The 24692-nt window shown below is 37.8% G+C and carries 19 protein-coding genes and 3 pseudogenes; 8 read left to right on the top strand and 14 right to left on the bottom strand.

What is annotated here, in order from left to right; all coding sequences use genetic code 11:
• Both IE222_RS20660 and IE222_RS20655 read left to right on the top strand, forming a co-directional pair.
• Positions 1 to 403, top strand: a pseudogene (locus IE222_RS20660) (transposase); the annotation flags it as partial.
• Between the two features lie 5 nt (positions 404 to 408).
• Positions 409 to 573, top strand: a pseudogene (locus IE222_RS20655) (transposase); the annotation flags it as partial.
• Between the two features lie 149 nt (positions 574 to 722).
• Here the strand turns inward: IE222_RS20655 and IE222_RS20650 are convergent.
• The 10 genes from IE222_RS20650 to IE222_RS20605 form a co-directional block, all read right to left on the bottom strand.
• Positions 723 to 1412 carry a response regulator transcription factor gene (locus IE222_RS20650; protein ID WP_191276115.1) on the bottom strand — a complete coding sequence of 230 codons (690 nt, stop codon included), beginning with the start codon at positions 1410 to 1412 and terminating at the stop codon, positions 723 to 725.
• Positions 1413 to 1425: 13 nt separating this feature from the next.
• A complete protein-coding gene (locus tag IE222_RS20645) occupies positions 1426 to 2886 on the bottom strand; it encodes a sensor histidine kinase (RefSeq protein WP_191276113.1) in 1461 nt (486 codons plus the stop codon).
• Between the two features lie 147 nt (positions 2887 to 3033).
• Positions 3034 to 4029, bottom strand: coding sequence for a DUF4822 domain-containing protein (locus IE222_RS20640; protein ID WP_191276111.1), 996 nt, complete (start codon positions 4027 to 4029; stop codon positions 3034 to 3036).
• 264 nt (positions 4030 to 4293) lie between these two features.
• On the bottom strand, positions 4294 to 4752 hold the full coding sequence (locus tag IE222_RS20635; protein WP_370465075.1) for a nucleoside deaminase: 459 nt from the start codon (positions 4750 to 4752) through the stop codon (positions 4294 to 4296).
• Positions 4753 to 4838: 86 nt separating this feature from the next.
• Positions 4839 to 6380, bottom strand: a complete 1542-nt coding sequence (locus IE222_RS20630; RefSeq protein ID WP_191276109.1) for a xanthine permease — start codon at positions 6378 to 6380, stop codon at positions 4839 to 4841.
• Positions 6381 to 6476: 96 nt separating this feature from the next.
• Positions 6477 to 7433, bottom strand: coding sequence for a carbamate kinase (gene arcC, locus IE222_RS20625; protein WP_191276107.1), 957 nt, complete (start codon positions 7431 to 7433; stop codon positions 6477 to 6479).
• 22 nt (positions 7434 to 7455) lie between these two features.
• Positions 7456 to 8628 carry an ankyrin repeat domain-containing protein gene (locus tag IE222_RS20620; protein ID WP_191276105.1) on the bottom strand — a complete coding sequence of 391 codons (1173 nt, stop codon included), beginning with the start codon at positions 8626 to 8628 and terminating at the stop codon, positions 7456 to 7458.
• Between the two features lie 205 nt (positions 8629 to 8833).
• Positions 8834 to 10261: a YlbE family protein gene (locus tag IE222_RS20615; protein WP_191276103.1), complete on the bottom strand. Its 1428-nt coding sequence runs from the start codon at positions 10259 to 10261 to the stop codon at positions 8834 to 8836.
• A 2-nt stretch (positions 10262 to 10263) separates the two neighbouring features.
• A complete protein-coding gene (fdrA, locus tag IE222_RS20610) occupies positions 10264 to 11808 on the bottom strand; it encodes an acyl-CoA synthetase FdrA (RefSeq protein WP_191276101.1) in 1545 nt (514 codons plus the stop codon).
• Positions 11805 to 12689: an oxamate carbamoyltransferase subunit AllH family protein gene (locus IE222_RS20605; protein ID WP_191276099.1), complete on the bottom strand. Its 885-nt coding sequence runs from the start codon at positions 12687 to 12689 to the stop codon at positions 11805 to 11807. Before IE222_RS20605 ends, fdrA begins: the two co-directional genes overlap by 4 nt.
• 351 nt (positions 12690 to 13040) lie before the next feature.
• Between IE222_RS20605 and IE222_RS20600 the strand changes: the two genes are divergently transcribed.
• The gene (locus tag IE222_RS20600) at positions 13041 to 14750 is read left to right on the top strand and encodes a PucR family transcriptional regulator (protein ID WP_191276097.1); all 1710 of its coding nucleotides are present in this window, start codon (positions 13041 to 13043) and stop codon (positions 14748 to 14750) included.
• Positions 14751 to 14878: 128 nt separating this feature from the next.
• Here IE222_RS20600 and IE222_RS26500 read toward each other — a convergent pair.
• From IE222_RS26500 to IE222_RS20580, 4 genes and pseudogenes are all read right to left on the bottom strand, one after another.
• Positions 14879 to 15313 (bottom strand): annotated as a pseudogene (locus IE222_RS26500) (transposase); the annotation flags it as partial.
• A 247-nt stretch (positions 15314 to 15560) separates the two neighbouring features.
• The gene (locus IE222_RS20590; protein WP_191276094.1) at positions 15561 to 16781 is read right to left on the bottom strand and encodes an amidohydrolase; all 1221 of its coding nucleotides are present in this window, start codon (positions 16779 to 16781) and stop codon (positions 15561 to 15563) included.
• A gap of 12 nt (positions 16782 to 16793) precedes the next feature.
• Positions 16794 to 18032 (bottom strand): amidohydrolase family protein, encoded by a 1239-nt coding sequence (locus IE222_RS20585; RefSeq protein WP_191276092.1) that lies wholly within the window; start codon positions 18030 to 18032, stop codon positions 16794 to 16796.
• 76 nt (positions 18033 to 18108) lie between these two features.
• Positions 18109 to 19686: a glutathione ABC transporter substrate-binding protein gene (locus tag IE222_RS20580; RefSeq protein ID WP_370465074.1), complete on the bottom strand. Its 1578-nt coding sequence runs from the start codon at positions 19684 to 19686 to the stop codon at positions 18109 to 18111.
• Positions 19687 to 19970: 284 nt separating this feature from the next.
• Here IE222_RS20580 and IE222_RS20575 point away from each other — a divergent pair, with 284 nt between their 5' ends.
• The 5 genes from IE222_RS20575 (at position 19971) to IE222_RS20555 (ending at position 24686) form a co-directional block, all read left to right on the top strand.
• Positions 19971 to 20873, top strand: a complete 903-nt coding sequence (locus IE222_RS20575; RefSeq protein ID WP_191276089.1) for an ABC transporter permease — start codon at positions 19971 to 19973, stop codon at positions 20871 to 20873.
• A 25-nt stretch (positions 20874 to 20898) separates the two neighbouring features.
• Complete coding sequence (nikB, locus tag IE222_RS20570) at positions 20899 to 21819, top strand: nickel ABC transporter permease (protein ID WP_191276126.1); 921 nt, start codon at positions 20899 to 20901, stop codon at positions 21817 to 21819.
• A 16-nt stretch (positions 21820 to 21835) separates the two neighbouring features.
• Positions 21836 to 22855 (top strand): ABC transporter ATP-binding protein, encoded by a 1020-nt coding sequence (locus IE222_RS20565; RefSeq protein WP_370465073.1) that lies wholly within the window; start codon positions 21836 to 21838, stop codon positions 22853 to 22855.
• Positions 22855 to 23847, top strand: coding sequence for an ABC transporter ATP-binding protein (locus IE222_RS20560; RefSeq protein ID WP_191276087.1), 993 nt, complete (start codon positions 22855 to 22857; stop codon positions 23845 to 23847). The genes IE222_RS20565 and IE222_RS20560 overlap by 1 nt, the downstream gene beginning before the upstream one ends.
• Positions 23848 to 23936: 89 nt before the next feature.
• Complete coding sequence (locus tag IE222_RS20555; RefSeq protein WP_191276085.1) at positions 23937 to 24686, top strand: sensor histidine kinase; 750 nt, start codon at positions 23937 to 23939, stop codon at positions 24684 to 24686.
• Positions 24687 to 24692 lie beyond the last annotated feature (6 nt).

Here is a 24692-nt window from a genome sequence, read left to right as displayed (position 1 = left end):
GAAGTCTTGATCCCCGAACACCACCTTTGCCGAATCGTTGACTTGGCTGTTGAAAAGATGAATCCAAACATCCTTAGCTCTCTTCATTCAGGTGGAGGCCGTCCTCCCTACCATCCCAAAATGATGTTAAAAGTGGTCCTCTATTCCTATATCAATCGTATCTATTCATCTCGCCAAATGGAAAAACAACTGCGTGAAAATATTTATTTTATGTGGCTATCTGGCAGCCAAACTCCTGATTTTCGTACAATAAATCGTTTCCGTTCTAATCGCATTAAGGTCGTTATTTACGAGACGTATTTTTCCATTGTCGATTTACTCAGCCAAGATGGAAGAAATCTACTGAAAATACGACCAAAAGTTGGATGAGAAATTCCAACAAATCATTTTATCTATTGAAGAATAGATGTTGAACCTGTATTCGGCCAAATAAAACATAACCGGGGTTTCAATCGCTTTTCGTTAAGAGGCCTTTCCAAAAATATTACGGAATGGGCTCTTATTTGTGTTGCCCATAATTTAATGAAGTGGGAATCAATAACTAAAAATCAGTTAAAGGTAGCAGAAGAATAAGGGAAAAATAAGGGAGGATTTCCCCCTGGGGGGAGTAAATCTTTCTAAAAATAAAATGGATGAAAAAGGAAACTAACTCAAAAGAGTCGTTATTCAACGACCTTTTGAGTCAGCATCTTTTCACGCGTGACATATATGTTAATATTATTTTAAACAGATATCATGTAGCCTGCGCCCCAAACCGTTTCGATAAATTGAGGATTGGAGGGATCCTTTTCAATTTTACCTCGGATTTTCCTAATATGGACCGTAATAGTGGTTATATCTCCAGATGACTCCAACCCCCAGATACTTTCGAAGAGATCTTCTTTACTAAATACCCTATTTGGATGCTTTGCCAAGAAAAGCAATAGATCAAATTCTTTCGCAGTTAATGCCACTCTCTGATTATTCACATAAACCTTTCGAGCCATTTCATCAATAATCAGTCCTCGGATTCTAATCTCTTTTTTGGGTGTTTGGTTATTCCCTATTAATCGCTCATATCGAGCCAAGTGGGCCTTCACTCGGGCAACAAGCTCACTGGGACTGAACGGCTTTATAATATAATCATCCGCCCCAAGTCCCAAACCTCTAATTTTGTCAATATCCTCCTTTTTGGCAGAAACAATTAAGATTGGAATATTTTTAACTGCTCTTACTTGTTTACATATTTCGAACCCATCTACCTCAGGAAGCATGATATCGACAATTAATAAGTCAAAATCGTTACTTAACCCATGTTTTAATCCTTCCTTGCCTGAGGTTTGTAATTCAACATCATAACCATTAATTTCAAGGTAATCCAGTTGTAATTCACCAATATCAAGATCATCTTCAATAATTAATATTCTTTTCAACTAATTCACCACTCTAATTTGGCCTCTTTAGAGTAAAAAAGATACTCGTACCTAGTCCAATCTGACTTTTCACCCAAATTTGGCCGCCATGCTCCGTGATAATTTGCTTAGCAATAGCAAGTCCAAGTCCGCTCCCGCCGGTTGATTTATTTCTTGAAGAATCTACACGATAAAAACGTTCAAAAATATAAGGGAGAGATTCCGGTTCAATACCAGAACCAGTATCACGGACTTCGATTTCAACAAAATCTGTCTTCTCACTAATTTGAATGGTTATGTTTTTTTCTTCCGACTTTTTCATATGCTTTACAGAGTTATCCGTAATATTCATCAAAACCCGCTTTAATTGATCACGGTCAGCAATAACCTTCACGTTGTTTTTCGTCCTATTTTCAAGAATAAGCTTAATATCTTTTTCCTCTAAATCAAAACTTACTTCCTCAACAAAATTTATCATAAAACATATAAGATCAATATCCTGGAAGTAGAACGGCAGTTTTTTTAAATCAAGTTTGGAAAAAAGAAATAAATCGTCAATTAATTGATTCATATCTGTCGCTTTTCTGTTTATTGTTGATAGATATTTTTCCATTTTCCCCTGTGAATCTGCGACACCATCCTGTATTCCTTCAATATAGCCTTTAATAGCCGTTATCGGGGTTTTTAAATCATGTGAGATATTTGAAATTAATTCCTTCCTGCTTTTCTCATATTGAAGCTGAAGATCAATAGATTCTTTTAATTTTATCCTCATCTTGTCAAATGCTTGGCTAAGCTGACCAATTTCATCCTGCCTTGCATTTTCTATCTTCACGTTTAAATTACCTTCGCCCATTTGTTCTGTTGCATTTTTCAAAGTAAATAACGGCTTAATAATACTCTTGGATACAAAATAACTTAATAAACCGTTTATAAGAATTAATGAAAGAAATAATAACCCGAATATTATTGGAAATAAGCTTCTGGACAGCTCAATAAATGGGCTCACTTCCCTCATAATGATAACATTGCCTTTTTCCTGATCTGGAAAATAAAAATCGAACTTTACATATAAAAAAAAATGATGATCTATACTGATGGAGTCTCTTACTTTAATATTTTCCGGTTCAAATGAAGGAAGCTTTTTTTCGTCCTTTATAGAATTTAAAATTTTTGAGGAATGTACAATCTCTTCCCCTTTCCTAATGATTAATCCAGAGGAAACCGAATCTAACTGTTGATCAAATTGTTTTAGAATGGTCTCATTTAGCAATTGATTTGGCTGTTTTTTTGCTAAATATTTTACATCCAAAAATACATTTTCCTCGGGTTTTGTTAAGGGCTTAAGCGCATATTGACGTGTATACAAATCTTTAATGCTGCGTATATCACCTGTAATCGCCACTGGTATTAACAAAGCGCTTGTTATAAAGAGTGCTAGTGTTACGATTAGCATCGTCGTATGTGATATTAATAACCGCCACCGAATTGACATAAGAGTGCCTCCTGGTTCGAGGTACATTTTTTCAAAAAATTACTTTAAAGGAAATAAGGCTGTCACTTGTTTGTAGACAACCTTTTTCCATTTCAGTATTCCCAATCAATTGTACATTAGTTGCTGTTTACTATTAAGTGTTGTTTTTTAAAAACTAAATCTTGGTTTAAAATTACCTTTATACGGTTCATGTTCAACGAAAATTGTTATGTCCTTGCCATCTTTGTCTTTACCAGTTCTTTTATACGTAAATTTATTATAATTTAGTTCGGTAAGTTCAAGAGCCGCACCATACTTCCTATCTCCAATTGAAACATGGGCTCTTATTTTATTTCCATGTAAAACATCGAAGTAGCCGTAATCACCACGGCTTTGCCCTGTTTCAGCATTAAAAAACTCGTATTTATTTGTCTTTTCATCAAATTGGGCCATACTTATAAAATTTGTATTATATTTTGTTACATCATTACCGTTTTCATCTAATACCTTTGTGCCATGCCAAAGAGTGCTTCCTAAAATTTCATCTCCGTCAACATTTTTAATAATAACTCCTGTAGTAGTATCCAATTGCTTATCCGGATTAGTAAAAGACAGCTCTTTTTCTTTATATGGAACATGTTCAACGAATATCTCTACGTCGTTGCCATTAGCATCTTTGCCCATTCTTTTATAAGTAAAAACATCTTTATTTAGTTTTGTTATGTCAACAACAGCTTGGTAATTCATGGTTTCTGAAATTAATATTCTCTTTTTCCCATCATTGGTAATAAAGAACGTCCCTTTATCACCACGACTTTCACCCGTTTTAGCATCAAAAAATTCGTATCTTCCCGATTTGGCATCATATTTAGCAAGACCAATGAAATTTGCATTCTCTTTTGTTAAGTCATGATTATTTTTATCGTATACTCTTGTCCCTTGCCAGTTTGTGCTGCTAAGAACGTTTGCCATTGCCTGACCTTTAGTCAGTCTTTTTTCGTATTGCTTTTGTTGAATGGAATCTTTGGCTTTGTTGGCTGCCGTTTGTACTGTGTTTGTTTCTTTCTCTTGTCCAGTTACATTGGCATGAGTACTTGTGTTCCACGCTCCTAATGCTATTGACAATCCAAGTAAAGGTGTTATTATTTTTACTTTCATGATCATTTATTTCATCTCCTACTTCATTTTTCATTGCTCAAACATATTATTTCTTTTGTATTCCTTATTTATGATTTCGTCGACGTACTTTGATTGTACCTAACAGAACTTAACTCCCCATATAAAAAACCTTACCAAATTATTAACTTTTTAGTTCAATATCTTAAAATCCATTCCAGGCACAAAAAAGCAAAAAAAAAATCTATTTTGAAAAAATTGTTCAAAATAGATTCTCTTCCAGCATATTTAAGTTTTGGAGTTAATTATTTATTATTTGTTAAGTTTGTGAAAATGCTCCCATAGGAGATCACAATCTTCTCTATCTTCTACTTTTATCATGTTAATAACACTTTCGTCTTCACCGGCTAAATATTTACGCAGGTGCATGTCAGAGAAACCATTCTCAGCAGCGTCATCTCTTGTGCTGCAGTAATATACATCCTTGATACCAGCCCAAATCATAACAGCTACACACATTGGACATGGCTCACAAGTAGCATAGACAACGCAATCTGATAAATCCATTGTGCCTAGTTTTTTACATGCTTCTCTTACAGCAACCATTTCTGCATGTGCGGAAGGGTCCGTATCTCTCATCATAGTGTTGCTTACTGCAGCAATTACTTCATCGCCTCGTACAATAGTTGCACCAAAAGGTCCGCCGACTTTATTGTTCATACCTTCAATTGTTGCATCTGAAGCCATTTTAAAGTATTTATCCATACACATAGTTAAAATCCTCCATAGTTTTTCTTATTTAAAATTAAACCCTATAGTAGGAGCAAAATGTTCTTTTTCTTAAGCGGCTTTCATTTTTACTCTGTAACAGGACCAATATTATCTTTCTTATTTACATAAAGTTTATAAGCTAAGAATGCTGCCATTAGTAGATATCCCCAAACGAAAGGCATAGCAATATCTTGTGCAAGTCCAAGAGTGCTTGTATGAATAGCACCGACAAAAGTTAAAATCGCCCCAAGCACTGCAGCTATGATGCCTCCAATAGGCGTGTTACGAATCGTAAATACAGCGATACAACCCCAAATTACACTAGTAATAGGAGCCCCATTACCTAAAGCAACCAAGCCATCGTAGAATAATCCAGCATTGTGTAGAGCATGTGAAGAAACTTGATCGGCACCGTTACCTACCGTCATGCCAGCAGCTGAAAGTGCATTATTAACTGCCGTAAGTGCCCAAGTAGCAACCCAAGGGAAGAAACATACAAAGATTGCCGGAGCTTCGAATTTCGGACTTTCTTTAACAACTTGATGTCCTGTTACAATCGCAATAAACACGAGCATCGGAACAATAGCGGCAATCGGTACAACAGCTAGCAGCAGACCCATTAGACTAAAAATCGATAATAAGAATATTGCAGAAGAGCTAGCAATTGAGTAACCTAAACCTGCACCAACTTCTTTCCAACCAGCATGACCTACATATACTGTTACTGGGAATGGGTTACCACAAAGGCCGCCTATTGCAGAACAAATACCGTTTGTAAGCATAACGTCTCTAGTTTTATACTCATCACCACAAACAGCAGCAGCTTCAACGTTTTCCAAATTAAAAATGTAGTTTGATAATCCTAGTGGTACAGCAGTTAATAAATATGGCAAAGCAGCGTTGAAACTGTCGCCAAACCCGTTTAAATGCAACATAGGAGGATTAAAGCCAAATGATTTTAGAGCCTCAGTAACATCCGCAGGATTTTGATATCCAGCAATCCATGCAATTGCAGTTCCAACTAGGATTAATAATAAACCTGTAGGTACTTTCTTAAATACTGGATGTTTACTTAACCAGTTCATAAAGATAATGATTATTGCAACAAATGCTACAACAGGCATTTCAAAAGATTGCAGCATTGGATTCATTCCTAAGAATACAAATGCCAAACCTGCCAAGGCTGCTAATAATACAGTTCTTGGAACCAGCTTTCTAATCGTTTCACCAAGGAATGCACCTATTATTAGAATGGCGGCCTCAACGAAGCACCACATGATCGCAACTTTTGTTGTAAAAGCAGCATCCTGTGTTTGATGATATAGGGGAAGCATAATCACAAATACGATCAGAAAAATACCTGGTGAACTAGACCCTGAGGGTAGTGCGGTAATATTAGTTCTACCTGTTTTCTTAGCTAATTTATAAGCAAAATAAGCAAACATAATACCAGAAAGTAATACAGCAAATCCAAAGCCAGGAACAATTTGTTTAAAGACAAACTCTTTTGGCATGCCAACTACAGCAATTAATAATGAAATCATAACCAAAAAGTCTGTCAAAACATTAACGAACAAACCGAAGGAAGCAGCAAAGTCTCCTTTTCTCCATAAAGATACATTTCCCATGGGAAGTCCTCCTTAAAATGTATTTCTTTTCCATATGAATGTAATAGCCTTTTATTATGGAATTTAAACGCCAGGGTGGTATAAATTAGCCACCCATTATTTCATGTTGACAATATGAGTACCTGCTTTTCCAACAATAGCATCTTTTAGACTTTCAGGATCAGTGATAATAACCCTAGACCCATTTTTCTCCAAGAAGCTTAAACTCGCTTCAACTTTTGGAAGCATGCTGCCTGGCGGGAAATGACCCTCAGCAGTAAATTGTTTCAATTCCTCAACCGTAATGCTTTCTAATGCTTGTTGATTAGGTTTGCCAAAATTGATGCACACTCTTGAAACACCAGTTGTAATAATTAATGTTTCAGCTTGAACTTGTTCTGCTAAAAGGCTTGTTGCAAAATCTTTATCAATTACTGCATCAATACCTTCATACGTATTATTATCTTTTTTAATAACAGGAATTCCTCCGCCGCCGACAGCGATCACAACAAAACCAGCTTCAATCAGCTTTTTAATGGCGTCTTTTTCCACAATATCGATTGGTTTTGGAGATGGAACTACTCTTCTGTAGCCACGGCCCGAATCTTCAATAAAAATCCAATCTGGATGTTCCTTCTTCATTTCCTCCGCTTGCTCAAAGGTAAAGAATGAACCTACTGGCTTAGTTGGATTTTTAAAGTTAGGGTCATTTTGGCTTACTTCAACCTGTGTAATCACAGTGGCAACTTTCTTGTTGATGCCTCTTCTTGCAAATTCATTTGTTAAAGCTTGTTGAATTTGATAGCCGATGCCTCCTTGTGTGTCTGCACCACAATTTACTAGAGGTACTATTGGCATACCCTTCACTTCATTTGCAATTTCAGATCTTCTAAGACCAAAACCTACTTGAGGACCATTACCGTGTGTCACAACAACTTGGAAGCCTTCCTCCACCATATCAGCAATATTCACAGCTGTTTCACATACAGCTTCATACTGTTCTTGAACGGAGCCGCTTCCATCTTCTTTTACTAAGGAATTTCCGCCAATAGCGACAATAACTAATTTTTCCACTTGTATTCTCCTATCTATTTTCTTAATCTTGTTGTTTGTTAAGTAATTCAATTGACTGTTCTTTATGAAGGTGATATAAAGGATTCGTCGGATCATTTGCAATTGCATTTTCAATTGCATTAATAGCTTCTTGATGTAAACCTAAAGACCTTAGACTATTTGCTTTATGGAACGAGAAATCATATCGATGCGGCTGCATGGAAAGAAGAGTATCCATTTCTTTAACAGCATCTTTATGTCTGCCTAGTTCTCTTAAATAATTTGATTTATGATAACGATAAAAAGTTTCATTAGGATCCAATTCACATGCTTTATCGTATTCAGCTAGTGCTTCCTCAGGCTTGTTCATCAACCTTAAACAATTCGCAGTGTAAAAATAGAAATCTAAATCATTTGGGTTTAATGCTAATGCTTTTTTGTATTCCGCAAGTGCATCTTCGAATCTCTTTAATTCTTGCAGGCAATATCCTTTATAAAAATATAGGTCTAAGTTCTGTGAATCCGTCTCAAGTGCCTTATTAAGTTCTGAAATGGCTTCCTCATACTTATTTTCCTTATAAAGCTTCTTAGCTGTTTGAATATCTTGATTTTCCTCTTGATATTTTTTATTCAGAATTTCGACTACCTTCTCCTGCTTTAATTCGATTGCGTGCTGAAGAGAGGATTTCCCATCTCGATCCTGTAAATTTACATCTGCACCCGCTTCGACAAGAATTTCAATTATGTTGGAATATAAGCGGCCCCCATTACCTAAAATGACGGATTCTAATAGTGCCGACCAGCCTAAATTGTTTACATGATTAACAGGTACACCCGCATCTAAACAAACTTGAACTGTTTTTAAATATCCCTTTTCACTTGAAGGTAATAACGCAGTACCGCCAAACCGATTTACACTGTTTAGGTCTGCCCCATACTTCAACATTAAACTTAAGATTTCATGAAAGCCATTTGCACCTGAACAGATGAAGGGTGTAAGCTGGGTGATGTCGCGAGTATTAACGTCACTGCCTGCTTCTAATAATAAGTGAACCACTTCAAGTTGATTTTTTTGTGTTGCGGCCATTAATGCAGTACGCCCATTTTCATCTTTAAAATCAATACTTGCTCCTTCTTGCAGGAGCCTTTGTACCGTGGCTGAATCTCCCTGTTCACTTGCATAGATAAGTTCCATATTTAAGGACTTGTTCTCCATCAATCTTCTCTCCTTATTCTAATGTTCACCGATCCGATCCCAATTATATTGAGAAGGAATTCTGTCTCCATTTATTATCGATTTTCTAGAGAGTAACCACATTTCTATTTATTCAAATTTCCATTTTAAGGAGTTTAAAACGCATTTAGGGAAGAAACCTAAAATTGAGTTTTTGGTTTCTTGCCTCCCCTAAACGCGTCTTTTATTAATGAATATTTTCAGCCAAAGCTAACATCGCTTTTTCAAATGCCTCAACTGGAGGATTTACAATCCCCGCGCCAATCATACCAATTCCTGGATCTTTATGAGCAATTGCCGTATTGATGATCGGCATAATGCCAGTTGAAATAACTTTTCGAACATCGATTCCAGTTGGTACACCCATGAAATCTAGTAATGGGATAGTTACGTTTGGATTTTCATCTGTTGTAATTTCTTTCATCTTTGTTGAATAACCAATCGCCTCTTCAACTGTTCCACCTACAAGAGCAACAATTGCTGGTGCAGCTGCCATTGCAAATCCGCCGATTCCGTATGTTTCAGTGATTGCACTATCACCGATATCAAGGCCAGAATCTTCAGGCTTATATCCAGCAAACATTGGTCCAATTACTTGTTGTGCCGGGCCAGTAAACCATGTGTTTCCTGGCATACCGCTAACGCGAATACCGAATTCTACACCATTACGTGCCATAGTTGTAACAACTGTACTATTTTCAATACCATGCGCAGAATCAAGTGCACATTTAGCCATGGCCATCCATGTAGGACCTGAGAAATAGTCACTGCTTGCAACAAAATCAAATACTTCTTTCTTTTGCTCAGTTGTAAAATCAGTTTGAATTAGGTAAGGTGTCAAAGCTTGAATTAAAAGGGTTGTACCAGCTACGTTTCGGTTATGACACTCATCACCCATATGAAGTGCTTGTGCAAGCATTAAACGTAAATCAATGCCTGTTGGATGTAATTTCATTGCATCTCTTAACATTGGACCAAATACATCGCGCATCCAAATTAGGCGGTCAATAACGCTTTGATCATTCGCACCCATACGAAGAATTTTTGATAATTGCTCACTTAAGTTTGTGTACGCAATGTTGCCATACGTTTTGTTCTCAACGATGTGCATAAACATTGATGCAGATGTAACCCCAGCCATAGAGCCAACACAATTATGTTCATGACAAGGTGAGAAAGTTATAGCACCAGATGCAGCAAGCTCTGCAGCCTCTTCAACATCCTTCGCTAAACCTTCAAATACGATTGCTCCTGTAACAGCACCCTTCATTGGTCCGTTCATTTTATCCCAAGTGATCGGAGGTCCTGCATGAAGGATTGTTGTTTTTGTCATCCCAGGTACGCAATTAATGGCTTGATCAAAGCCAATTAATACTGGCTGAGAATTAATAATTCGTTCAACTGCTAACTTATTAGCTTCCTCGATTTTTTCAATAACTGCTGCATCTTCAAGCTTGTCAAGTGCTGCAATTAGTTCAGGATTTCCCCGGCCTGGCGGTGTCCATTCTAAATGGATGACTTCAGCACCTTGTGATGCTAAATCTTCCTTGAAAGATTCAATTCCTACGTTAATTACATGTGGTTTCCCTTTAAAAAGTTCATTAATTTTACTCATGGCTATTCTCCCTTCACAACAAATTCTCTAGCCAATAGTCCTGCATTCTGGCTGCTGCTAGCATGTGTTACGCCTGCAGCTAATAACTTATTAACTTGATCTTCAAGACCTTGAGGATCAAGCTCTGTTCCAAGAACATAACCGATAATTTCTAAATGTCTGCCCTCTGCTTCAGCAAGTTGTTTAGCCTCAATCATTGCTGGAAGGAACGCTCCAACTGGGTCTTCGTGTGCACCGTAGCCAATTACGAAGTCCATCACAATAACACCTACTGATGGATCCTTAGCTTCTTGCATAAATCTATCAAGTCGTGTAGAAGGATCAATCATTGGATGTGGCTTTCCTTGTGTATATTCATCATCACCGAAGTCGATGAATGTATGTTCCTGGCTAGTATATCTGTCCTTTAAACGGTACTCAGGATCTCTTGCGATATTGCTGTATACATTATCGAATTTCTCCATTGCAGCGTGCATTGCTTCATCGCAAAGTGTACCGCCGCTGAAAAGACCGCGAATATATTTTTGTTCTGGTGTTAACTTTGTGCGAACTTCTTCAATTAGAGGAATATTTAACGCACGCTTATTTAACTTGCTTTCATCCGCACCAGCAAGAACAACTGCTTTAAGTGCCGCTTCTTTGGACATTTTCGCAAAATGACCGCCAGCTGCAGTAATTTTTTCTTCGTCGCCGCCGATAAACCACACAACAACAGGCTTTTTACAAGTTTTAATTTTAGCAAGTACTTTTTCTTCCACACTTGGTGCAGGTGGCTTAGATACAAGAACAATTACCTTTGTCGCTTCATCTTCTTCAAGCGCTTGGATTCCATCAAGCATCATGATGCCGCCAACGGCTTCTTTCAAGTCTCTTCCGCCTGTACCAATCAGTTGAGTGATACCGCCGCCAAATTCGTGGATACGAACACTTACTTCTTGGCTTCCTGTACCAGATGCAGCCACAATACCGATATTCCCTTTCCTTACTGCGTTAGCGAAGCAAAGTGCTGTGTTACCAATAATCGCTGTACCGCAGTCAGGACCCATCATTAATAGGCCTTTTTCATGAGCTAAAGTCTTAAGTGCAATTTCGTCTTCCACGCTTACGTTGTCACTGAACATCATTACGTGTAGATCGTTTTCAAGCGCTTTTCTTGCTTCTCTGGCTGCATATGCACCATTTACAGCGATAATGGCTAAATTTGATTCAGGAACACTTTGAGCTGCAGAAGAAATAGTGGAATATTTTACTTCACTTTTCCCTTTTGATGTATTCTTTTTCTTAAATAATTCTTCAATTTTAGGAAAAGCCTCTTCACATAATTCATCTGTTTCAGCTTTTACTACAATTATAAGGTCACTTGTTTTTGCTTCCTCGATTTCAGGTGTTAGTAATCCAACGTTTTTCATGACCTCTTTATTCATTTCAGTACCCATTGCAATAATGGCTTGTTCAACACCTTCAATTTGATTCGCTTTTGTTGATAGCGACATCAGAGATACTGAATCAAAATAAGTATTTGGCTTAATCAAAGCTTGTACTTTCATACTTTACCTCCTGCTATAATATTGGCCTCCAGCCCGCAGACAAGTCCTAAGGCTATATCTGTTCCGGATGAAGAACCGATGTTAAATACTTTATTTAAAGAGAGAATTAAGTCTTCTTCATTGTCAGCAATTAAGGAATTTACTAAATTGATGATAGACTCTCTCACTTTACCCATTGCTGCTTTTTCCAAAGTCGTGTAGCTGATGTCATTCGTTAAGTGTCTGGCTTTCTTTGTGACAGCTTCACAAAACGGCCGCCAATCGTAAAATGGACTGTCAATCATATTTATAGCTGTAAATAATCCAACTAAGAAATCATCTCCCGATGGAGTTAATCCTGGGCCTAGGCCTACTAGCGAAACCGCATGTTTGAGGGCTTGTGACTTATGATTTTTTAATAATTCACTCCATAGCAGGCTCGTACGTAGTTCAAGCATTCTAGCTAATTCAGCTTCAAAAGAATTTTGAACTGTTGGCTTCTTTTTAATGCCTCCCTCTTTTCCATGAGCATCAATGTATTCCTTTATCGTTTTTAGATTCCTGCTCAGGGTATCTATATTGCATGGGTATGCCGGAATTGCACTTGCCCATATTCTCGCTTTTTCAACTAATATGGCGAGTTTGTTTTCGATATACAGGGTGTTGTTTTTAACAAAAACCCGATCGTTCACTTCAATTCCCCAGGAACTTAAATCATCGCTATCGATAATTAAAGTATTAGGAGCATTATCGACCATGCGGCAAGCAATAGTAAATAACTCACCATCTCCTGAACATTGAATATTAAAGGTTCGATTAAATGTGCTATGGACAACCCCACTAAAGTTTGAATTATTAATTCTGCGAATAAAATCAACATCACCAGATATTGTAACTTTCACGTAATACACCTCTTAGATTCAGACTAATATTGGTCTAATCTAATTTTTGAATGAACGCTCCTCCTTTTGGAAAAAAGCTTGTAAGGCTATAATAAAGTTTGTTCAATTTAGCTGCTTTTAATGTTTACAAATTAATAAGAAAACATTTATTTATGGTTATCCCTTATTCAATTGTTACAAATAAATTTTTCTCTTTTTGCATTTCCATTTGACAAACTTTAAACCTTACAACATTATTTTAGTTATAATGCATGGTACCGTCATCGTGTATCGAATCCAAAAAGCGCTTACTTGATATGTGCAACTTATACAAATAAATGTGTGGAATTTTTGACAAAGGAGTGAGGAAGGTTGCTGACTGTAAAAGATCTATTTGAGATAAAGGCCATCGACGGAATAAAAATTGTTGCAGGTGAAAAGGGGATCAACAATGAAATATCCATTGTTAATATTATTGAAAATCCCGACGCCTTTGATTGGCTTTCTCCTAATGAACTGCTTTTGTCAACCGGGTATATTTTTAAAGATAATGAAGAACTGCAAAATCGAATTATTAAAGAGCTTTCCGAAATTAACTGCGCTGGACTTATTGTTAAAATGAAAAGATACTTTGATAAACTGCCTCAGAACATGATTGAACAAGCTAACAAATACGGACTGCCTTTGATAGAGCTGCCTTTTGAATATACATTGTCAAGAGTTATTTCTATTATTAATGAAAAGGCTTCCGGGAGATATGATTTATTAAATCGAAAAACCTTGGACATGCATAATTTATTTTTTAGAATTACTCTTGAGGGCGGAGGAATTGAGAAGATTTCCTCTATGTTATCTGGAACCATTAATAATCCAATTATTTTTGTTGATAAGGATTGGAAATTAATACACTACACAGAACATATTGATAACAAGGTTCCGCTTACTTATTGCCTTGATTTAGTAAAAAATAGACATGTATTTAATAACACATTTATTGAATCAATTCCAAATAATCTAAGTGAAATGAAAAAGGCAATTAAGCAAATTTATTATTTAGAAGGAATGGAGATAAAATGCCGCATCTTACCTGTAGCCGTAGCAAATAATATTTACGGATATTTGATAGTATGGCAGACAGTACGTGAACTGACAGAATTTGATTTAATTATTTTAGAACAAGCATCAACAAATATGGCTCTCGAGCGGTTAAAGGCCAAGGAAATTGAGGAAGTAAAGTTAAAAATCAGACAGGATTTCTTTGATGATTTACTTACTGGCAAAATTACCTCCAGTGAAACAATTCAAACTCTAAGTGAATTGCATGGTTTAAATTCCAAATATACATATTATTGTATGGTTATTAATATCCAATCTAATGAATTGGATAATTATGAGGATTTAGTAAGCAGAAGAGTGCAATTGGAAAACATCTCAAAAAAATGTGTTGAATTAATTTACGAGCACTCCACTTTAGCACATGGTGAGGTAACCTGTTTCCATCGAAACAATCGAATCATTCTTTTAGTTGGACTGAACGAAAATAGGCATCCAATTTCGTTATCTGAAGCAAAAAAATATGCAAATGAAATATATTGTGTATTAACAAAACACGTAGAAAATTCCTCCTTTTTACTTGGAATAGGCAGACAATATAAAACAATCCATACCCTGCACAAGAGTTTCGCTGAAGCAAACGAGTCAATTCGATTAATGCAAAAGTTTGATAAAAAGGATGGAATTTCCCATTACGAGGACCATTCTATCTATCATTTCTTAGATTCAAACATAAAAGATATGGAATTAGAGGACTTTTTCAAGAAACGCCTGGGGAAATTATATGAACACGATAAACTGCATAATACGGGTTATCTTAGTACGCTGGAAAATTACTTTATGAATAACTTAAATATTAGTGAAACCGCTAAAGCAATGTTTTTGCACAGAAATACGCTCATTTACCGTATTGAAAAAATCAAAGAAATTCTACAGACTGATTTGAAAAATTCCGAAGAAATGCTGCAATTCCAGCTTGCGTTAAAAATATATAGACTTTTAATTAAAAAACTGGAGCTTGATTCTTAATTATCAGGAAGCTGACTCAAAAGGTCGTTGAATAACGACTCTTTTGAGTTAGTTTCCTTTTTCATCCAACTTATTTTTAGATTTTAAAGATTTATTCCCCCCAGGGGGAAATCCTCCCTTATTTTCCCTTATTCTTCTGCTACCTTTAACTGATTTTTAGTTATTGATTCCCACTTCATTAAATTATGGGCAACACAAATAAGACCAAATTCCGTAATATTTTTTGAAAAGGCCTTTTAACGAAAAGCGATTGAAATCCCGGTTATGTTTTATTTGCCCGAATACAGGTTCAACATCCATTTTTCTCTGTCTATATTTTTTGTCACCTTCTTCAGTGGACAAAAGTTCCCGAACCTCTTTCCTCTGTTTCTGGTTTTATATAGACACTTGGATGTTTTTCGATTCTTTTCCTTTGGCGCAAGCTTCTTGAAAAGGGTAGTTAGGGCAATCTGTGCATAAATAAGTCCTTTTAATTGAGTGATATCCGTTTTCCGATTTCCTTCGACTCTCATACTGAAATACTAGCGTTTATTGTTTTTAAGAATCCACTCGTCAAGCTGTTGATTGGAGCGGAAGGCGGCGAATACTCCTGCCGGAGTAGTGGGACAGGTGAGCCTTGACAGTTTCGTTCATATCAGGAGGCTCACTGCCCACCCCGCGGAAAGCGAAGCCGCCTGGAGCGGAAATCAACAGACCAAATTCAGAGTACATAAACAAAAGAGGGAATGTCCCTAAAAGTTATCTACTTTTGGGACACCCTCTTTTTTATAAAAGCAAAAGAAGCTCACATGGGAGCTTCTTTGAAATGGCCTATATTTCACCCGAAACTACTTTTCCTTTATAAATGACAGCTTCACGTTTCGGTGTTCTAGCAACTGCTTCAGCTGAACAATAGGCATTGACAAGGACTAAACTTGCTTCATCTCCTTCAAGAGGCCATGCTGCGTCCCCATCCTTTGTTAACGGAATTGGCCCTCCTGTTGCCCATTTTAATGATTGCGCAAGTGAAATCTCATCACTTTTACGATAGAGTTCACCATAGCGGGTAACCTTTTCTAATACATCTCCAGTTCCGTATGGACCCCATGAATCATAGAACCCATCACATCCTAAAAAGACGTTTACACCCTTCTGATCTAGTAAATCAATTGGAGGGAAAGTTCTATTGATTGGAATGGTAGACATAATAGACATGCCCATGGCACTCAATTTATCGGCGATTTCTACCTGCTGGGATACCGGGACATCACCCAGACTAAAGGCATGGCTGACAGCAGCCCGGTTTTCCCATTTTGCTTCTTCTACCATTTCTGTTAATTTATCAATAGTATAATAACCAACATGGCCGCCGTCATGTAAATGGATATCGATATCGGCATCGAATTCTACCGCAAGATTCATTACTTCATAAAGTGACTTTTCAATATTGCGGTCGATACCAGCCGGATCTAACCCTCCTACTAAATGGGCACCTGATCGCATCGCTTCCTTCATCAATGGTATGACATGTTCTCTTAATAAGCCATGCTGCGGAAAGGCAACAATTTCATACGTTAGTTTATCGGAATAATCTTCTAGTGCCGCTTTTACACCTTCAAGATTTTTTAAACCGATATATGGATCTATATTGACATGGGTTCGGATGTGCGTGGAACCTTGTGAAAGTAGAAGCTCAATCATAGCACTCGCCCGCTGTTTTGTTGTGGAAGCTAATTCCGTAAGTTCCAATGCCTCTAAACGTAACCGTTCCTCTAGGTTTTTTGCTGGAATCGGTGCTTTCCAATCAAGAGATAGGTAGGTTTTATCTAAATGATTGTGCATTTCTTTAAATGTCGGCAGAACTAAAAATCCTTTACCATTCATCGTTTTTTCCCCGTGTGGGATTGGTTCCTTGGCATTCTTTCTCTCTGCAATTCTTCCATCAACAATTTTTAAATGAAACAGCTCCGTTTTTGTTTCATAGACACCTTTGTCATCCTGGATATAGCCAGTTTCTAATCTTATATTTGTCAGCCAATATGGAGTAGACATTGTTTTTCCTCCTTACACTTGATCAGGAATTGATTCTATTAACTTACTTTCAACTTTTTTCCCTTTAAAAAATAATGCTTGCACAGAAGCTCTCCTAGCAACCGCTTCTGCTGAACAGGAGGCATTAACCAGCATCATCGTGGCATCATCGCCAGCCTTTGGCCAGACGCGCTCGCCCTGTTCATTCAGCGAAGTGATCCCGCCTGTTCCATATTTAAGAACCCTAGATAACGAAAATTCATCAGACAAACGGAATCGTTCTGCAAGCGTTCCAAGCTTTTGAATTGTATTTCCTGTTCCGAATGGCGACCAGTGGTCAGTAATGCTGTCATGCCCCACAGATACTGAAATTCCTAACTGATCCAATTTTGGAATTGGAATTGTCGGACGATTAACAGGTACTGTAGTTGTTACATCCATCTCCTGTTCCGCTAAAACAGCTGCAATTTCAGTTAGTGCATCACCTTGCAGATCTCCAAATGCAATGCCGTGGCTGATCGTAGCTCTTCCTTTAAGGCCGGCTTCCTTCGTATAATGAGCCATTCGTTCAAATGTAAATGCTCCTAAGGTATTGGGATCATGCAAATGTATATCGACCCCTTTATTATTTTCAACAGCAATTTCAAAAATGGTAGATAACGATTTTTCGATATTCCGATCCACAGTTGCAGGGTCCACCCCTCCAACCAATGTTGCCCCATTCTTCATGGCATCACGAATCAGTTGAACCGAATCACTCCGTAACAAACCATGCTGCGGAAAAGCAACAATCTCATAAGTTAAGACATCTTCATATTTTTTCAATGCATTGACAGTAGCCTCTAAATTCTTAAGGCCGATTATCGGATCAACATTACAGTGGGTGCGAATGTGAGTATGGCCATTTTTTAAGAATAATTCAATCATTTTCTCTGCACGCTCTTGAGCTGTCGGCAAAAGTTTTGGCAGGAGTTCTTTTTCTTCTTCTAATCTAGTAAAAATCCCTTTTGTGATTGGGGTACAGGCCTTCCAAGGACCTCCATAGTAAGTTTTATCAATATGAATATGCATATCTCTTAACGATGGCAATAAAAGCTGATGTTTAGCGTCAATTTGATTTTCTGTGGAATTCGGTAAATCGGTTGTAATTTCAGCTATTTTTCCATTTGAAATTTTAATATGGCATATTTCTGTCTCAGTACCCGAAATACGATTTTGATCGTAATAGAACCCCTTTTCTAAGCGGACATTGGTCAGCCAAAATGTATTCATTTCCATACCTCCCATTTAAATAAACAGGAAAAGTACTTTTTGCACAAAAAGTACTTCCCCAATGAATTATCATAAATTACTTTATTACTACATCGTCAATCATTAAGTAGTTGGCCGCATTTAACCAAAAACCGCTGACATTCTTGTTATATGCCGCTAAATGCTCATAATTACGAATTGGTATATAGACTGCATCATCCATTTCCTTTTGCATAACCTCTTCGTAAAGCTTTAAGCGTTTTGACTCATCTGTTTCTTTACGTGCTTCATCTATCAGCTTGTCAACATTAGGATTACTGTAGTAAAAATGGTTTCCAGCAGGACCTTGGGAAGATGAATGGAACAGGTTATATTGGTTGTAATCCCCGTCACCTGTCGCATTTCCCCATCCATTAATTACCATTTGATGTTCTCCATTGTTAAGCATTTCAATAAATGCGCCATATTCCATTACTTGAATTTTCACATTAACGCCAATCCCTTTTAATTGAGATTGAATAACTTCAGCCATGTTTACACGTTCTTTACGATCACTTGTTAATAATGTAATCTCAAGCCCTTTTTCATAGCCGGCTTCTTTTAATAATTGTTTTGCTTCGTTTAAATCATAACTATATGGCTTCACTTTGTCACTATAACCAAAAACTTTAGGGCTCATTGCCACATTTGCAAGGGTTCCAACATTATTATAGACACCCTTAATAATGGCTTCACGTTCAATCGCATGGCTGATGGCTTTACGTACTCTCACATCATCAAACGGCTTTTTCTTTACATTAAATCCTAGAAATTCAACCGCTAGCCCTTCAGTACGGTATAACCCCATGGTGTTAGAAGCTTCAATTCTTTCAATTTCCGTAACTGGAACCTGGTCGTTGATGTGGGCTTCGCCTGTTTCTATCATTGCCAGACGGGTTGTATCCTCCGGAACAACCTTAAAGACAACACGGTCGATGTTTGGTTTTTTACCCCAATATTTATCATTTTTCTTTAATGAGATTTCCTGCCCGCTCTTCCAATCCTCAAAGACAAATGGTCCTGTTCCAACTGGAAGTTTTGCAAGATTTTCAGGATTCTCTTTTATCGCTTTCGGACTGATAATGCTCCCTTCCTGGCTTGCCAAGATAGAAAGAAGCGGTGCATATGGATATTCAAGTAATAATTGAACAGTGTAATCATCAACAATCTTCACTTCTTTAATCATTGCAAACTTCTCGCGCTGCGGTGATTGTGTTTTAGGATCAAGCAAGCGGTCAAATGTTACCTTGACTGCTTCAGCATTAAATGGTGTTCCATCATGGAATGTGACATCATCTCTTAACTTAAATTCCCATGTTGTATCATTAACTATTTTCCATTCTTTTGCTAATAAGGGCTGAATTTTGAAATCTTTGTCTGGCACAACAAGACCTTGATAAACTTTTTGATAAATAATATTCGCTGAAGGAATATCCGTAATGAAATGCGGATCCAGCTTAGTTGCATCTGAAAGCCGAACCACCGTTAATGTACCGCCTTGCTTTGCTTCTTCTTTTTTACCATTTGTTTCATTGCCAGAATTTGATTTTGTTGAGCATGCTTGTGCAAATAACAACATTAATCCAATTAATACAAATAAGATACTATTTCTCATGATGCGTTTTGGCCGTTTCATTTTCTTCTCTCCTTTTGTTTTTCATGTACTGCCAATCTATGATGCTTCTCGTTTTCCCCCCTTGTTCCGTTGCATATCTGCATTATAGAAGAATATCAATCTGAATATTTACACAATATTTACAATAATTTTAACTATTTTGACAAACAATTTAAAAAATATTTACTTTCGAATGAATTTTGAATAATTTGTACATAACCCATAAAAAATGATGGATTTGAGAGGAGGAACTTGACAACAAGAACTTGCAGCTTTCACTCAATTAAAATTAAGGAGGGTTTTACATGTCACTTGAAGCAAAAACAGAACAATCAGCTATTATCACACAAACGATTTCTCATCCAAAAGAATCTAAATTCAAAGATGGCTTATCTATTCTATTAATGAACAAAGCGGCAATGGTGGGTGCAATTATTATTCTTTTCTATATTTTAATTGCCATCTTTGCACCGCTCTTGGCACCATATGACCCATACGATATAAAATTAGAAAATAAATTACTGCCGCCATCGGCAGACCACTTGATGGGAACAGATGACAAAGGTAGAGATATATTAAGCAGAATTTTATACGGTTCAAGGCTTTCCATGGGTATTGGTATCACAGCAGTCATTTTTGGTGCCTTTTTTGGAATTATTTTTGGCCTTATTGCCGGCTACTATGGAAAATGGATTGACTCAACCATTATGAGAATTATGGATATCCTGCTGGCATTCCCAGGAATATTGCTTGCATTAGCAATCATTAGTGCACTTGGGCCTGGTTTAATGAATGTTACGATAGCTGTTGGAGTATATTCCATTCCGCTTTTTGCCCGTATTGTTCGCGGTTCTACATTAGAAGTAAAACGACTTGAATATATTGACGCAATCCGTTCACTAGGAGCGAATGATGGAACCATTATCTTCAAGCATATATTACCGAATATTCTCTCACCAATTATTGTTCAAGGAACTTTAAGACTTGCAACCGTCATTCTTTCAGCCGCTGGTTTATCCTTCCTTGGACTTGGCGCACAGCCCCCTTCACCTGAATGGGGGACGATGTTAAGTAATGGCCGGGATTTCTTATTCTCTGCACCTTATATTGCAATATTTCCAGGACTGGCCATTTCCATTTTAGTTTTAGGCTTTAATATCTTCGGAGATGGACTTCGTGATGCATTTGATCCAAGAATGAAAAAATAATTAATTTTGAGGAGGGTGATAAATGATGATGATGTTTATTATACGCCGCTTAATGCAGACAATCCCCGTTGTAGTGGGGGTAACGTTTGTTGTCTTTTTTATCATGCAGCTTGTTCCAGGTGACCCTGCTGTTTTACTTGCAGGTGAAGGAGCTTCAAAGGAAACAATCCAAGCTATACGTGAACAGTTAGGCTTGAATCGGCCATTGTTTGTTCAATATTTCGATTATTTGATGAACGTTTTTCGGGGAGATTTTGGCGTCTCTCTTAAGAACAGTCAGCCTGTTCTGGACGAAATATTAGTAAGATTGCCAATCACAATGGAGCTTGCCTTTTTTAGTATTATCTTCACAATCATTTTAGGAATGACTGCAGGAATTATTTCTGCGATTAAGCCTTACTCTCTTACAGATTCAACCGTGATGATCATCGCATTATTAGGGATTTCATTACCAAGCTTTTGGTTTGGCTTAATGATGATGTACTTCTTTTCAGTAAAGCTGCAAATCCTTCCGGTTGCAGGCTGGGACAGCATTCTTCATATTATCCTGCCAGCTTTAACATTAGGCGCAGGCGGGGCGGCAATTGTTGCACGAATGACAAGATCAAGCATGCTAGAGGTAATTCGCCAGGACTATATCAGAACAGCTCGTGCGAAAGGTCTTCGTGAACGGGTGATTATCTACAAGCATGCCCTGAGAAACGCCTTAATTCCAGTCATTACCGTCGTGGGATTACAGTTTGGGGCGTTACTTGGCGGAACCGTTCTTGTTGAATCTATCTTTGCCATTAACGGTCTTGGAAGAATGATTGTTGATGCTATTCGAATGCGCGATCTTCCAATGGTCCAAGGCGGCGTCCTAGTAGCCTCACTCGTATTCGTAATCGTGAATTTATTTGTCGATGTTCTCTATCGATTCTTTAATAAACGGATTGAATTAAATTAATAGGTGGTGAGTAAACGTGATAGAAAAAAATAAACCGATTTTAGAAGTAAAAGGGTTAAAAACACATTTCTCTACAAAGCGCGGAGTCAGTAAAGCGGTGGATGGCATTGACTTTACCTTGCATAAAGGGGAAACCTTAGGGATTGTTGGAGAGTCCGGATGTGGAAAGAGTATGACATCCTTATCTATACTGAGGTTAATCCCCTCGCCTCCTGGAAAAATTGCCGGAGGGCAAATCCTTTTTAAAGGGAAGGATTTGGTCACCTTGTCTGAGAATGAAATGCGGGAAATTCGCGGAAATGAAATCTCAATGATTTTCCAGGAGCCGATGACCTCACTTAATCCGGTTATTCCGGTTGGCGAGCAAATAGCTGAAGCATTAAGGCTTCATCAAAAATTGGGCCGTAAAGCCGCCTGGGATAAGGCTGTTGAAATGCTGAAGCTTGTCGGTATTCCATCACCGGAAAAAAGAGCAAAACAGGAGCCCTTCCAATTAAGCGGCGGAATGCGGCAGCGGGTTATGATAGCAATGGCACTTGCCTGTACACCTGAGGTACTGATTGCTGACGAACCAACAACAGCCTTGGATGTAACAATTCAAGCCCAAATACTTGAATTAATCAAAGATTTACAATCTAAGCTGGGTATGGGGGTAATTATGATTACCCATGATCTTGGGGTTGTCGCCGAAACCTGTGATACAGTTGCCGTGATGTATGCAGGGAATATCATCGAACATGCACCAACTGACAAAATTTTTGAGCATCCAAAACATCCTTATACGCAAGGATTATTAGATTCCTTGCCAAAAATACATGAAGACCAAGAAGAATTGCGGACAATTGAAGGCAGTGTCCCGAGCCCGTATCATTTTCCTGCTGGCTGCCGGTTTGCCTCTAGATGCCCCTTCCAGCAGCCGATTTGTCACGAGAAGCAGCCAGAGCTGCTAGAACAAAAAGATGGTGTAAAAGTCCGCTGCTGGATGTATACGGATCAATGGACTGGCCCTGTCGGGAAAAAGGAGGCTGTTAAATAATGCAGGCTGCAGCAGAAAAGAAAGTATTATTAAAAGTAGACCATTTAAAACAATATTTCCCTGTAAAAACAGACTCACTTTTTAAGCCTAAAGCTTATGTAAAAGCCGTTGATGATATATCCTTTCACCTTTATGAAGGTGAAACCTTAAGCATTGTGGGTGAATCCGGCTGCGGGAAATCCACCACTGGCAGGGCTATTTTAAGACTGGATGAACCAACCGGTGGAAAAGTCTTTTTTTCAGGCCAAAATATTTTAGACTTAAATAAAAAAGAGATGAGAAAACTAAGAGGTGACCTGCAGGTTATCTTCCAGGATCCTTTCGCGTCCCTCAACCCGCGGCAAACAATTAAACAAATTTTAAATGAGGCAATGGCGATACAGAATGTCGTTGAAAAACCAAATAGAATGTCCAGGATGCTGGAATTGCTGGGCTATGTTGGTCTGCCGGCAGAAGCACTTGACCGCTACCCTCATGAATTCAGCGGCGGTCAGCGTCAGCGGATTGGGATTGCAAGAGCCCTTGCGGTAAATCCAAAACTAATCATATGCGATGAAGCAGTTTCAGCTTTGGACGTATCAATTCAAGCACAGATTCTTAACCTATTGAAAAAGCTGCAGCATCAATTTCAGCTGACTTTTCTGTTTATCTCCCACGACTTAAGTGTGGTCCGGCATATATCCGATCGGGTAATGGTTATGTATTTAGGTAAAGTGGTTGAAATTGCAGATAAGAAGGCATTATTTGACTCACCGCTTCATCCCTATACTCAGGCATTGTTGTCATCAATCCCAGTGCCAAACCCAACACTTAAAAGAGAGCGTATCATGTTAAAAGGAGATGTCCCCTCCCCGATTAATCCGCCAAGCGGCTGCCGCTTCCATACTCGCTGCCCCTTTGCAACGGAAAAATGTAAGGCGGAGGAACCGGCTCTAAGGGAAATGGGTGAAAAACATTTTGTCAGCTGCCACTACGCAGAAAAATTTAGATAGAAAAAGAATTTTAAATAATATAGAATACTAAAATAAAAAGGGAGCAGCATCAGCCTCCCTTTTTCCACATTAAAGGAGAATTTCGAACCATGTTATCAGTTGAAGCTTTCTCCCTTACAATTATGATTGCCTCCCTCGCACCATTGCTGGGGGCTTTTACATTACTTTTTTTATTTCTGTTTGAAAAACGAATTGACCTCCTGGAAAAACAAAAACGAGAAATTGCCTTAGAAAGAGAGCTGCAAACAGCCCTTTACAATCAACTGAATCAAGAAATTCAGCCGCATTTCTTTTTTAATACGTTAAATTCTATCTTGAGTTTAGCCAGACTAGATCGAAAAACAGAATTAATCCGAGCGATTGAAACCCTTTCAAAACTGCTTAAATTTAAGTATCAAACAAATACTAGCTTTATTACGATTGATGAAGAACTAACCTATGTTAAATATTATTTAGAGATTCAAAAAATCAGATTTCGGGACAGGCTTTACTATGAATGTTCTATTGATCCCACTATAAACCAGGCCGTTACAATCCCTTTTCTACTACAAACCTTTGTCGAGAATGCATTTAAACATTCATTTGAAAAATTTATCGGTGAAGCTTTTTTAAAAATAACGATTAAGAAACAGGATCAAGAAGTTTATATTACCGTCTGGAATAATACAACTGAAAGCCGCGATGATCAATCTCATGAAAGAGGGCTTGGCTTAGAAAATATTACGAAAAGGCTGGAGCTCTTATTTCCGACTGGAAATACATCCGTGCAACTAATTAACACAGATGGCGGGACAAGTGTTACAGCAGTTTTTCCGTTTGTTCTAAAGACAGAAATTTAAGGAGGG

Origin of the sequence: Neobacillus kokaensis (genome assembly GCF_014656545.1) — a bacterium.
In the GTDB taxonomy this organism is placed as follows: domain Bacteria; phylum Bacillota; class Bacilli; order Bacillales; family Cytobacillaceae; genus Neobacillus; species Neobacillus kokaensis.
Note: the sequence above shows the minus strand (reverse complement) of the source record. Positions and strands in the feature narration are given on the sequence as shown.